The organism is Nocardia sp. CC201C, from assembly GCF_030010695.1.
Classification (GTDB): domain Bacteria; phylum Actinomycetota; class Actinomycetes; order Mycobacteriales; family Mycobacteriaceae; genus Nocardia; species Nocardia otitidiscaviarum.
This window is the reverse complement of sequence record NZ_JASCXP010000044.1, coordinates 15335-27912: the sequence shown is the minus strand read 5'-3', so window position 1 is coordinate 27912 and position 12578 is coordinate 15335. Positions and strand designations below refer to the sequence as shown.

Genomic DNA, 12578 nt, shown 5'->3' with positions numbered 1-12578 from the left:
AGTCGTGTCGCCAAGGCTGGGCTAACTCGGTTGATAGCATGTCGATGCTGGCCGACGCGGGCAATACGGATTGCGCACCTGCCCATGCGATCACACCTCGAGAGAGTTTCTTCCATGCAGTTTGAGATCGTCGAGCGGGACGAGACGTGGGTTGCCGGTCTGCCCGTGCGCAGTCCGAAACGCGCGCTCGGTGAACTGCGCGACCACGATCTGGAGGTGGCCTGGGCGGCGGTGCTGCATCAGGAACTCGGCGGCCCGCTGGCGGCGGCCTACACCGACTTCGCGGCCGAGCTCGGCACCTACAACACGCAGATCGTCGGCTACCGGTGCGGTTCGTTCGACGAGGTCACCCGGGGGCATGTGGTGGCGCGGCTGCCGCGCGGCACGTACGCGCGCTTCTCCTCGGTCGGCAACTTCCCGCAGATCATGACCGATCTATGGACCCAGATCGCGTTCGCCGAGGAGCACAAGCAGATCAAGCGCACCTACACCGGCGACTTCGAGTGTTATCCGCACGCCTACAAGATCGACCTGTATCTGGCGGTCGAAGCCTCATGAGCTATTCGATCGTGGTGCGCCCCGGCGCGATCTACGGCGGCCTGGTGGTGCCGCGGGTCCGGCCCAGCTTCAAGGTGAGCAACAGTGAGCTCATCGAGTTCCTGCGCGACCGGCTGCGCGAGCGCAACGGCCTCGAACCGCCGCTGGCCACCGTCTACGTGCCGGATCCGGCGGGCAACTACAACGTGCTGGTGTCCTACGAGTACCCCGACGTGCACGAGGTGCCGGTCGGCGATGTGCTGATCAAGGTCCCCAAGGGCGTGTACGCCCGCTTCGAGCCCAACGGCGACTATCACGATCCGGTCGAGGACGTCTGGGCTCAGGTCGACGATGCGACGGCGTCGGCGGAGATCACCCGCGCCTACCGCGAGGAGATCGAGATCTGGCGCGGCACCGCCGAGGTGGAGCTCTTCATCTCCATCCTGATCTGATAGCTGTCAGTTAACTAAATCGGAACCAATCAGTCTTTCGGTTGTATTTTGTGACTGATAGCAATGATCTGACCGGGCTAAGTTTCCGCATGCGCATGAGGGTTTCGGGAGATTTGCCAGACGCCTGGACAATTCCATGCGCGTGGCGGATACTCCCCTAGGTGCCCATGCCAGGCACGGTCGATACGTGACCGTATCGGGCGGGAGCGATCAGACGCGCGAAGTTCAGTGCAGCAACGGAGTGGGAACTATATGGCAGTCGATCCAGTCGCGCTGGTCCCGGTTGAGAGTCATGGTGAAGGCATGCTCCGATTTCGTGACACGGAGTCCGGATGCACATTCGTGGCGGGTTCCCCGCGAGTGCATCCCGAACTGTGGCGCCGGTGCATGGATGGGGCACTGCGTGTCTACCGTCACTACGGCGCGGAGGCCGCACTCGAATACGACTCGGTGATCGACGGTCGCTCCACCACGCTGTTCTTCGTAGCCCTGGATGCCGACGGCAATGCGGTGGCGGGGGTCCGCGCCGAGGGCCCGCATCGTCATGTCGACGAGGTGCACGCCATCGCGGATTGGGCCGGGCGACCCGGTGAGGCCGCCTTTCGTCGGATGGTCGCCGAACAGATCGCCGACGGCGTGATCGAGACAAAGGCGGGTTGGGCCGCGCGCGAGGCGCGCGACCGGCGGGCGCTGGCGTCGGGTGTGGCCCGCGCCATCGTGCACTCCATGGTGCTGCTGGGGGCTCGGTACGGCATCGGAGTCTCGCCCGAGCATGCGCTCGCGCGCTACGAATCCAGCGGTGCGCGGGTGCCCTGGTGGATCCCCGCGACGTCCTATCCCGACGACCGCTATCGCACCGTGCCGGTGTGGTGGGATATGCGAACCTATCGGTCTGTCGCGTCCGATGCGCAGCTCCGGCTCATCGATGCCGAATTGGCCGAGCTCACGGGCAATGGTGGGGTGCCTCCGGTGCCATGGCTGCACGACGAGGGACTGGCTCAGGCATGACTACCGGGCATGGAGCGGTCGGTGCCTACCGGCCGTTGCTGCTGGACGAACTGGACCCCGACGATGCTGCTCGGCTCGCGGCATTGCGGGCCGATGCGGCAATCGAATTCACCGATACGCGAAATTTGCTGCGTACGGAATTCTCGACCTTGATAAGCCCCCCGGAATTATCCGAAGGACCCGATTCGGACCGCTGGGCTTACTATCCGTGGCGTCGCCAGGTGGTAGCCCTACCGGGACCGCAGTTGCTGCGAGCACTACGACTCGACCGCAATCGCAATCATGTGACCCGAGCCGAGCAGGAAGCTTTCGCCGGGCAGACGATCGGAGTCGTCGGCCAGAGCGTAGGTCATTCGGTGGCGTACGCGCTCGCGCTCGAAGGAATCTGCGGCGCACTGAGATTGGCTGATTTCGACACCATCGAGTTGACCAACCTGAATCGCGTGCCGGGCACCCTCCTCGATATCGGCGTCAACAAGGCGGTCGTCACCGCCCGGCGTATAGCCGAACTCGACCCGTACCTACCCGTCGAGGTGTTCGAGGCGGGGATCACCGACGACAACCTCGACACCTTTCTCGACGGACTGTCCATCGTCGTCGAGGAGTGCGACTCCCTCGATGTCAAAGTGGCGGTACGCGAAGGCGCCCGCCGCCACCGGCTTCCGCTGCTCATGCAGTCCAACGATCGAGGTCTGCTCGATGTCGAGCGCTTCGACCTGGAACCGGGTCGCCGCCCCTTCCACGGTCTGCTCGGCGATATCCGAGCCGCTGACCTGCGCGGACTGTCCACGCGCGAGAAGGCCCCGCATGTGGTTCGCATCCTGGACGGCCGCAACCTGTCCGACAAGCTCGCGGCCAGCATGGTCGAGATCGGCCGGACACTGAACAGTTGGCCGCAGCTCGGCGGCGAGGTGCAGCTCGGTGGCGCGACCGTCGCCGCGGCGGTTCGGCGCATCGCCCTGGGGCAGAAGCTGCCGTCCGGTCGCACCCGTGTCGACCTGGAACGCTGCCTGGACGAACTCGCCGAACCGGCGCCGGTGGGCGACCTGAACTGGGTCGAGGCGGCGGATACGGAAGCGGCCTCGGCATCGGGCGTCGCGGCGGTGCTGGCCTGTGCGCAGCGCGCGCCTTCGGGCGGTAACGCGCAGCCGTGGACGCTGAGCGTCACCGAGGAAGCGATAACCATCGCGCTGGCGCCGGAACGCACATCCACCATGGACATCGGCTATCGCGGCAGTGCGTTGGCCGTGGGCGCGGCGTTCTACAACGCGCGGTCGGCGGCCGCGGCCCAGGGCCTGCTGGGCGAGCGGAGCGAATTGCGAACCGACGGCCCGGGGCCGCTCACCGCTGTCATCCATCTGGGCGCGGGCCACGATCCGCTGCTCGCGCAGGACTTTGCGGCGCTACTCGGACGCCACACCAACCGTCGGGCCGGTAGTGGTGAACCGCTGGTACCCGGGGTTTCGCAGGCGTTGGCGGACCGGGCCGAGGTCGCCGGGGCGAGGTTGCGCATGGTTACCGCTCGGGCCGAGATCGAGGCCGCGGCGGAGATTCTCGGGGCCGCGGAGCGGATACGCTACCTCACCCCGCGCCTGCACGAGGAAATGTTCGCCGAACTGCGCTGGCCCGGCGACGACCTACGCACCGGCATGGATCTGCGCACCCTCGATCTCGCCCCCGACGAACTGGCCGAACTCGATATCGCGCGGCGGGCCGACGTCATGGCGCAATTGCGCACCTGGTCGGGCGGGGACGCGCTGGGCGACGGCACCCGCGACCGGGTGCGCTCCAGCTCCGCGGTGGCCGCGGTGACCTTCCCGACACCGCCGATGAGCCGACCCGAGGAACTGGCCGCCTATGCGCGCGCCGGAGAGGCGGTCCAGCGGGTATGGATCGAGGCCGAGCGGCATGGTTTGGCGGTGCAACCGGTATCACCGGTGTTTCTCTTTGCCCGACGTCCCGAGGAGTTGCGTAGGGTTTCCCCGGAGTTCGCCGATACACTAACGTCACTTCAGGGCCGCATCCTGAAGGTGTTGGGAGTGCCTGGGCACGAAACGATGGCAATGGTGCTCCGCCTCGGTTACGCGGCGGGTGTCACGGTTCGGAGCAGGCGACTTCCGGTACCGGGCGCGGACACCCGCGGCTAGTGTGATCGGAGACAAGGTGCCTCGGCGAACTCTCGACTCTCTGGTGACCCAGGTCGCCTCCGAGTTGATGGCGGTCGACGCCACGAATCTGGTGGCGGCGAGCGAGCGGGTGCTGTCGTGGCTGGTCGACCACTTCGATGTCGATTTCAGTTTTCTACGCCACACTGATCGGGAACGCAAGACCTCACTGTTGATCGCCGAGTGGCCGCGCCGCCCGGTCTCCGCCGAGGACGATCCGCTGCAGGTCGCGCACGTCGACGAGAATCCCTCGCTCTTTCTCCGACTCGAGCACGCCACCGAGCCCATGATCATCCGGCCCACGTCGGAGTTCGCCGACTATCAGAGACTCATTCAGCGGGCCACGGGAATCGGGGCGGTGTCCGCGGCGGCCGTGCCGCTGGTGTCGCGCGATGAGCCCACCGGTGTGCTGGGCTTCATCAAAGAGGGCGACCGCGAGTGGAGTACGCGGGAGATCAACGTCCTCAAGGCCATCGCCGCGCTGTTCGCCCAGTTGCAGGCGCGGGTCGAGGCCGAGGAACGCCTCCGCTACATCGCCATGCACGACGACCTCACCGGCCTGGCGAACCGCCGGGCGCTGCTCGAGCATATGGAGGAGCGGTTGCGGCCCGGGAATCTGGGGCCGGTGGCGGCGTTCTTCCTCGATCTGGATCGGTTGAAGGCGCTCAACGACTTTCTCGGGCATACGGCGGGGGACAACTTCATTCGGACGCTGTCGGCACGACTACGTGAGAATCTGGATCCGGCGGATATGATCGCGCGGCTCGGGGGTGACGAGTTCGTGATCGTGCCGGCCAAGCCGATGGACGCGGTGGCGGCGGAGAGTGAGGCGGCGCGGATTCGGCAGCTCATCGGGCGGCGAGTCACCGTGGGTGGGGAGTCGGTGAGTCGGGGAGCGAGTGTTGGTGTGGCCGTGGGGATTCCGGGGGAGACCACGGTGGCGGATGTGCTGCGGCGGGCCGATCACGCGCTGTTGTCGGCGAAGTCCAGCGGGGGCAATGGGGTCGCGGTGTTCACCGACGCCATGCGGGCGCAGTTCGAACTCCAGGACGATGTGGAATTGAATCTGCGCGGGGCGGTGGCGGACGGGTCGTTGCTGCTGCACTATCAGCCCGAGGTGGATCTGCGGACCGGGCGGGTGGTGGCGCTGGAGGCGCTGGTGCGCTGGCAGCATCCGACCCGAGGGCTGCTACCGCCGGGGGCGTTCGTGGGGGTCGCGGAGGCCACCAACCTCGCGGGTGAGTTGGGGCGCTGGGTGATTCGCTCGGCCTGTGAACAGTTCGCGAAGTGGCGGCGGCGGGGGCTGGCGTCGAATGTGGTCATTCGCATCAATGTGTCGCCGGTGCAGCTGGTGAGTCTCGATTTCGTCGAGACCATGGAGGATATTCTGCGGCGCTTCGGCATCGACGGCTCGTCGGTCTGCCTGGAGATCACCGAACATGTTGTGGTGCAAGATCTCGCGCGCACCCAGGTGACCCTGCGCGGGCTCAAGCGGATGGGCGTGCAGATCGCCATCGACGATTTCGGCACCGGCTACTCCTCGCTCTCGCATCTGAAGGCGCTGCCGGTGGACGCGGTGAAGATCGACCGGGGCTTCGTGCAGCGGCTGGGAGCCAGCGCCGATGATCTGGCGATCGTGAAATCGATTGTGGGGCTTGCGGGTTCGTTCGGTCTCGGGGTGGTGGGCGAGGGTGTGGAGACGACCGTGGCGGCGCGCACGCTGGTGGCGCTCGGCTGCTATCGGGCGCAGGGCTTCCTCATTGCCCGGCCCATGCCCGCCGAGGAGGTCCAGGCGCATCTGGCGGCCGGGCGGATCGCCCTGGATCTCGATCTGCCGGGGTCCGTTCCTCGCTCGTGACCTGGACGGCCGACCGGTTGTTGAATGTGGTCCGACCCCGAAAATAGGGGCGTTGTCATGGGACTTTCCAATGGCGAACAACTCTGTTCGCGGGTAGCGTGCCCCTGCGACAGGGCTGTCAACTTCGAGGGATGGATCAGCGTGCGTGGTCGTAAGCTCAGCGGCAAGAAGACTGTGATTACCGGCGCGGCGAGCGGTATCGGCCGGGCCACCGCTCTGGCGGCGGCGCGGAAGGGGGCGCGGCTGGTTCTCACCGACGTGAACGAGCAGGGCCTCGCCGAGGTCGTGGAGCGGGTGCGCGCCGAAGGTGGGGTGGTCGAGAACTCGCGCGCGCTGGATGTCAGCGACTACGAGGCCGTGACCGAGTGGGCCGAACAGGTGCACGAGCAACTCGGCTCCGTCGACGTGGTCATGAACATCGCGGGCGTATCCACCTGGGGCACCGTGGAGAACCTGGAGCATCGGCACTGGAAGCGCATGGTGGACGTGAACCTCATGGGACCCATCCACGTGATCGAGAACTTCGTGCCCCCCATGGTCGCGGCCGGACGCGGGGGCGCGCTGGTGAACGTGTCCTCGGCGGCCGGACTGCTGGCCTTCCCGTGGCACGCCGCCTACAGCGCCAGCAAGTTCGGGCTGCGCGGGGTGTCGGAGGTGCTGCGGTTCGATCTGGAGCGCCACGGCATCGCGGTGCACCTGGTGGTGCCGGGCGCGGTGGACACACCCCTGGTGCACACCGTGGACATTGTCGGCGCGGATCGCGACGATCCGCGAATCCAGGCGTGGATCAAGCGGTTCCGGCGGCACGCCAAGCAGCCCGAGCAGGTGGCCGACATCATGGTGCGGGCGGTGGAGAAGGGCACCTACCTGGTGCACACCCAGTTCGACATCCGCTTCGGCTACTGGTGGGCGCGGAAGTTCGCCTGGCCCTACGAGTTCGTCATGCGTCGGGCCAACGACCTGTTCACGACCTTTCTGCCGAAGCCGGAGCGCACTCCGGATCAGGTTTGACACAGGTGTCCGCGGCGTGGATGTCGAGGACGCGGGCACCGGGCCCCTCGTCGCCCAGGTGATCGTGGGCATTGACGATCTTGCAGGTGCCCAGTGACAGGCAGCCGCAGCCGATGCAGCCGGTGAGATTGTCGCGCAGCGCGATCAACTGTGCGATGCGGTCGTCCAGGTCGGCGCGCCACGCCGTGGACAGCGTCTCCCAGTCCCGGCGTGTCGGGGTGCGGCCGTCGGGCAGGTTGTCCAGCGCCTTGCGGATCTCCGCCAGTGGGATGCCCACTTGCTGGGAGATGCGGATGAAGGCCACGCGGCGCAGCGTCTCACGCGGGTAGCGGCGCTGATTGCCGCTGGTCCGACGGCTGTGCAGCAGGCCCTCGCGCTCGTAGAAGTGCAGGGCGGAGACCGCCACGCCGCTGCGTTCGGAGAGTTGTCCGGGCGTCAGTTCCTTCGCCTGCCATGACGCGTGTTGCATACCTGAACAGTACTCGAGGTTGACCGGCGCTCTCGCGCGGGCCGCGCGGCACCCGTGCTCTGGATGCGATGCGGCTGTTGTCCGCGGTGCCGCACCGTGTGCTCGCGTGCGATGCGGCTGGTGGGCTCTGCTTCTCGCGGCTCGGTGCGGCTGCCGCGGGCTCGGCTTGCGGGCGGGTCGAAGCCGGCGTGCGGCGGTGGTGCGAGCGGGCGCGGACGGTCCAGCGTGCGGCGGCGCGAGCCCTGTGCGACCTCCAATTCCCTGCCTTCGGCGCGAATGCGAACTACCGTCGTGTCATGGGAACTGAGGCTGCGCCCGCCGCGCGACCGTTTTCCGTGACCTCCGAGGTCGGCGCGCTGCGCACGGTGCTCCTGCATCGGCCGGGCGACGAGTTGCGGCGATTGACGCCGCGCAACAACGACCAGCTGCTCTTCGACGCCATCCCGTGGGTGGAACGGGCGCAACAGGAGCACGACGCCTTCGCCGACGTCCTGCGCGGGCGCGGGGTGGAGGTGCTGCTGCTGGCCGACCTGCTCACCGAGACCTTGCGGGTGAGCGGGGCGGCGCGGATACAGGGCATCTCCGGTGCGGTGGACGCGCGGCGGCTCGGCCATGTGCTCGCCGACGAACTGGCCGCCCACCTGCGCACCGTGCCCGCGCCCGAGCTGGCCCAGATCCTCATGGCCGGAATGACTTTCGACGAACTGCCGTTCGGGCCGGACGCCACCTCGCTGGTGCGGCGCATGCACCACGGCCACGACTTCGTCATCGACCCGCTGCCGAACCTGCTGTTCACCCGCGATTCCTCGTTCTGGGTGGGCCGCCGCTTCGCCATCACCTCGCTCGCCATGCCCGCACGGGTGCGGGAGACCTCGCTCACCGACCTCATCTACGCCTTCCACCCGCGCTTCCTGCACGTGCGCCGCGCCTACGAATCGCACACCGCCCCCATCGAAGGCGGCGACGTGCTGCTGCTGTCACCCGGCGTGGTGGCGGTCGGGGTGGGGGAGCGCACCTCCCCGGCGGGCGCGGAAGCCCTGGCGCGCAGCCTCTTCGAGGACGACCTCGCCCATACCGTGCTCGTGGTGCCGATCGCGCAGACTCGTGCCACGATGCATCTGGACACGGTGTGCACCATGGTCGACGTGGACGCGGTGGTGATGTACCCGGCGGTGCAGGACTCCCTGTGCGCCTTCGCCATTCGCAAGACCGACGGCGGCGGTGTGAGCATCGGCGGCCCCGACCCCTTCCTGCGGGTGGCGGCCGACGCCATGGGAATCGGCAAACTGCGGGTCGTGGACACCGGTCTGGACGGTGTCACCGCCGAACGCGAACAGTGGGACGACGGCAACAACACGCTCGCGCTCGCGCCCGGTGTCGTCGTCGCCTACGAGCGCAATGAGATGACCAACGCGCGGCTCGCGGACGCGGGCATCGAGGTATTGCAGATTCCGGGGTCGGAACTGGGTTCCGGTCGCGGCGGCCCGCGCTGCCTGTCCTGTCCGCTGTCGCGTGAGGAGGTGTGAGAAGACCATGCTGGACATCCCGGTCGACCACCACTCGACGGTGCCGCCCTACGAACAGCTGCGGCAGGGCGTCATCGCCCGGGTGCGATCCGGTGAGCTGGCCGCCGGGACCAAGATCCCCACCGTGCGCGCGCTGGCCGCCCAGTTGCGGCTGGCCCCGAACACGGTGGCGCGGGCCTATCGGGAGCTGGAACAGGACGGTGTGCTCGAAACCAGGGGCAGGCTGGGCTCTTTCATCGCCTCCTCGGGCGACCCGACCAGTGATACCGCGGGCCGCGCCGCCACCGAGTACGTGGGCGTCATCCGCCGCCTCGGCCTGGACGACGAGGCGGCGGTGCGCTATCTGCGGGCCGCGCTGGGGGAATCCGACCCCGGTTGACCGGGCGCTACCGCCAGCTCGGCAGCCACAGGTGATCGTGCCAGTTGCCGATCGTGATCGGGTACGCGGTGAGAATCGGCCACAGCCAGATGAAGTTCGCGATCACCAGCGCCAGATACAGGCACACGATGAGCAGCCCCAACCCCTGCCGTTCACTGGTCGGCAAGAACCGCTGCCACTCCGGCACGCCCGATAGTCGCCGCCCGCTCGGCGCGGCGTGCCCGAGGATGTCACCGAGCACCAGGGCCACGGCCATGGCCAGGAACGGGGCCAGCGGCACCGCGTAGAAGAAGTACATCTGCCGGTCCAGCGACAGGAACCAGGGCAGCAGGCCCGCGCCGTAGCCCACCAGCACCGCCGCGTACCGCCAGTCGCGCCGCACCAGCGTCCGCCACAGCGCCCAGCCCAGCACGGGCAGCGCCACCCACCACAGGGCGGGCGTGCCGATCAGCATGATCGCCTTCACGCACTGCGAGCTGCCGCAGCCGGTGACGCCGGAGTCGGCGTAGTAGTAGAGCATCGGGCGCAGGCCCATCGGCCAGGTCCACGGCTTCGATTCCCACGGATGGTGATTGCCCGCCGAGTTGGTGAGACCCTCGTGGAAGCGCAGCACCTCCGCCGAATAGAACCAGAGTGAGCGCAGCGCGTCGGGCACCCAGGAGAACAGGCCGTCGCTGCCGAGTTTGGGACTGCCGACCACCCAGCGGTCGTAGGTCGTCTCGCCGCCGAACCAGGCCCACCAGGTGGCGAGGTAGACCAGCACCGGGACGACCACCAGGGCGTAGGCGGTGGGGACGAGATCGCGCACGGCGGTGCCCTGCCAGGGCAGGCGTACCCGGTAGCCGCGCCGGGCGGCGAGGTCGAAGGCCAGGCTGAGCAGGGTGAAGGCCGCCACGAAGTACAGTCCCGACCATTTGGTTCCGCAGGCCAGGCCGAGCAGCACGCCCGCGCCGAACCGCCACCAGCGCACCCCGAAGCGGGGACCGTACGGGCTGTCCCCGATCCGGCCCTCCCGGTCCACCCTGGCCATGCGGGCGCGCATCTCGTCGCGATCCACGATCAGACAGCCGAACGCGGCGACCACGAACAGCGCCTGGAAGATGTCCAGCATGCCGATGCGCGAGGACACGAAGGTGACCCCGTCGGCGATCAGCAGAATGCCCGCGAACGCGCCCACCAGCGTGGAACGCGTCATCCGCCGCACGATGCGGATCACCAGCAGCACCAGCACGGTGCCGCAGACGGCGGCCGTGAACCGCCACCCCCAGCCGTTGTAACCGAAGATCGCCTCGCCGATGGCGATCATCTGCTTGCCCACCGGCGGATGCACCACCAGGCCGTAGCCGGGATTGTCCTCGACTCCGCCATTGGTCAGCACCTGCCAGCCCTGCGGCGCGTAATGCTTCTCGTCGAAGACCGGCGTCTTGCCGTCGGTCGGATACCCCAGCATGAGGAACCGGGTGAACCCCGCGATGGCGGTGAGCACGAGCGTGACCACCCACCCGCGCACCCGATCGGTGGGCCCGATCTCCAGCGACGGTGTGAGCGGTGCCGGGCTGGACATCGCCACCCCATTGTCCGGGGCGGACGGTCGAGTATCGGTCACCTGGGTCACGACCCGATGGTATGCGGTGCGCCGGTGGCGGGGCGCGGCCGGTGAGTTCGGGCGCGAGCCTCCGGCCTGAGCATGCAGCGCGCTCGTGTGTGGACGCCGGGATCGCGTAAGCAGCCGTTGCTGGCTCGTGCGCGGCGGGTACCCGAGCTTGTGGCTGCCTGTATGTCCGGTGCGTTCGAAGGCTCGGGGCGGGGAGCGAGCGGGGCACCCATGCGGGGATGCCGGGGAGCCGACCGGCTGAGGTGCGGGGACCGGTGTGCGGGAAGACCGTGGCGAAACGAACGCTGGGCGAGACCGGTGAGTTCGGGTGGGAGCCTTCGGCCTGAGCGCCCCAGCGCGCGAGTGTGTCTCGGGGTGCCCGGATACCGCGCGACCGAGGTCTGGGAAAGCGGGGGCCGGGGTGCGGCAGCGCCGGGGCACCGAGGATCGGGGTGCCGTAGGAGCGGCGGGTGCATGCCGGTAGTCGAGGATGTCGCGCACCGGTGGCGAGAGTGCGCGGGTCGCGACCCCCGCCGCACGATGCGGGTGTGTCGGCTTCGGCGGCGTCCGTATGCTGGGCGCGGCGGACGGGCGCATTCGGCCGTGTCGCTGCCGGAGCCGCCGCGGTCTGTCGTTCGGGCCGCGTGGCTCCTGCGTCGTACCCGGCGAGCGAGCGTCGCGGGTGGTTGTACGCGGCTTTCGAGACGATGACGAGGAGCGGTGAGCGATATGGGTGAGGCGTCGGGGCGGCTGGTGCTGGCCGCTACGCCGATGGGGGATGTCGGTGACGCCTCGAAGCGGTTGCGGGATGCGCTGGGCGCGGCCGATATCGTCGCGGCGGAGGACACCCGGCGCACGCGGTCGCTGGCCAAGGCGCTCGGAATCGAGATCACGGGGCGGGTGGTGAGTTTCTACGATCACGTCGAGACCGCCCGGATTCCCATGCTGCTGGCGGAGATCGAGTCCGGTCGCACGGTGCTGCTGGTCACCGACGCGGGTATGCCGTCGGTCAGCGACCCCGGCTACCGCATGGTCGCCGCCTGCGTCGAGCGCGAGCTTCCCATCACCTGCCTGCCCGGCCCGTCGGCCGTGACCACCGCCCTGGCCCTGTCCGGCCTGCCGGTCGAGCGGTTCTGCTTCGACGGTTTCCCGCCGCGCAAATCCGGCCAGCGCAAGGAATGGCTGCGCACACTGGCCGCCGAACCCCGCGCCTGCGTGTTCTTCGAAGCCCCGCACCGCCTGGCCGACTGCCTGGCCGACGCGGTGGAAATCCTTGGGCCCCAGCGCCGCGCGGCCGTATGCCGCGAACTCACCAAAACCTACGAGGAGGTCGTCCGCGGCACCCTGGCCGAACTGGCCGCCTGGGCCGTCGACGGCGCGCGCGGCGAGATCACCGTCGTTCTGGAAGGCGCACAACCGGTTTCGGCCGCCCCCGAAGACCTGGTCGAGCGCGTCGAGGGCCTGGCAGCCAAGGGACTGCGACTCAAGGACGCCTGCGCCGAGGTAGCCGCCACCACGGGCGCGTCCCGCAAGGAACTCTACGACGCCGTACTGGCCGCCCGTTCGGCCGAATAGGTCT

At 68.4% G+C, this 12578-nt stretch carries 11 protein-coding genes; 9 read left to right on the top strand and 2 right to left on the bottom strand.

Features of this window, described 5'->3' with window-relative positions:
* Positions 1 to 114: 114 nt before the first annotated feature.
* The 6 genes from QK444_RS07620 (at position 115) to QK444_RS07595 (ending at position 7031) form a co-directional block, all read left to right on the top strand.
* On the top strand, positions 115 to 558 hold the full coding sequence (locus QK444_RS07620) for a GyrI-like domain-containing protein (RefSeq protein ID WP_282778440.1): 444 nt from the start codon (positions 115 to 117) through the stop codon (positions 556 to 558).
* Positions 555 to 989 carry an effector binding domain-containing protein gene (locus QK444_RS07615; protein WP_029931206.1) on the top strand — a complete coding sequence of 145 codons (435 nt, stop codon included), beginning with the start codon at positions 555 to 557 and terminating at the stop codon, positions 987 to 989. Before QK444_RS07620 ends, QK444_RS07615 begins: the two co-directional genes overlap by 4 nt.
* 387 nt (positions 990 to 1376) lie before the next feature.
* The gene (locus QK444_RS07610; RefSeq protein ID WP_282778437.1) at positions 1377 to 1997 is read left to right on the top strand and encodes a hypothetical protein; all 621 of its coding nucleotides are present in this window, start codon (positions 1377 to 1379) and stop codon (positions 1995 to 1997) included.
* Positions 1994 to 4144 carry an Rv1355c family protein gene (locus QK444_RS07605; protein ID WP_282778435.1) on the top strand — a complete coding sequence of 717 codons (2151 nt, stop codon included), beginning with the start codon at positions 1994 to 1996 and terminating at the stop codon, positions 4142 to 4144. Before QK444_RS07610 ends, QK444_RS07605 begins: the two co-directional genes overlap by 4 nt.
* Positions 4145 to 4211: 67 nt before the next feature.
* Positions 4212 to 6020 (top strand): sensor domain-containing phosphodiesterase, encoded by a 1809-nt coding sequence (locus QK444_RS07600; RefSeq protein WP_282778444.1) that lies wholly within the window; start codon positions 4212 to 4214, stop codon positions 6018 to 6020.
* A gap of 141 nt (positions 6021 to 6161) precedes the next feature.
* A complete protein-coding gene (locus QK444_RS07595; protein ID WP_282778433.1) occupies positions 6162 to 7031 on the top strand; it encodes an SDR family oxidoreductase in 870 nt (289 codons plus the stop codon).
* Here the strand turns inward: QK444_RS07595 and soxR are convergent.
* Entirely contained in the window at positions 6985 to 7500 is a 516-nt protein-coding gene (gene soxR / locus QK444_RS07590) for a redox-sensitive transcriptional activator SoxR (RefSeq protein ID WP_282778431.1), read from the bottom strand. The genes QK444_RS07595 and soxR overlap by 47 nt on opposite strands.
* A gap of 296 nt (positions 7501 to 7796) precedes the next feature.
* Between soxR and arcA the strand changes: the two genes are divergently transcribed.
* The gene (gene arcA / locus QK444_RS07585) at positions 7797 to 9026 is read left to right on the top strand and encodes an arginine deiminase (protein ID WP_282778429.1); all 1230 of its coding nucleotides are present in this window, start codon (positions 7797 to 7799) and stop codon (positions 9024 to 9026) included.
* Positions 9027 to 9033: 7 nt separating this feature from the next.
* Positions 9034 to 9405 carry a GntR family transcriptional regulator gene (locus QK444_RS07580; RefSeq protein WP_282778427.1) on the top strand — a complete coding sequence of 124 codons (372 nt, stop codon included), beginning with the start codon at positions 9034 to 9036 and terminating at the stop codon, positions 9403 to 9405.
* Between the two features lie 7 nt (positions 9406 to 9412).
* Here QK444_RS07580 and QK444_RS07575 read toward each other — a convergent pair whose 3' ends face one another.
* Positions 9413 to 11020, bottom strand: coding sequence for a phospholipid carrier-dependent glycosyltransferase (locus tag QK444_RS07575; protein WP_282778425.1), 1608 nt, complete (start codon positions 11018 to 11020; stop codon positions 9413 to 9415).
* A gap of 708 nt (positions 11021 to 11728) precedes the next feature.
* On the opposite strand from QK444_RS07575, the gene rsmI reads away from it, so the two are divergent.
* Complete coding sequence (gene rsmI, locus QK444_RS07570) at positions 11729 to 12574, top strand: 16S rRNA (cytidine(1402)-2'-O)-methyltransferase (protein WP_282778442.1); 846 nt, start codon at positions 11729 to 11731, stop codon at positions 12572 to 12574.
* The last annotated feature ends 4 nt before the right edge of the window (positions 12575 to 12578 follow it).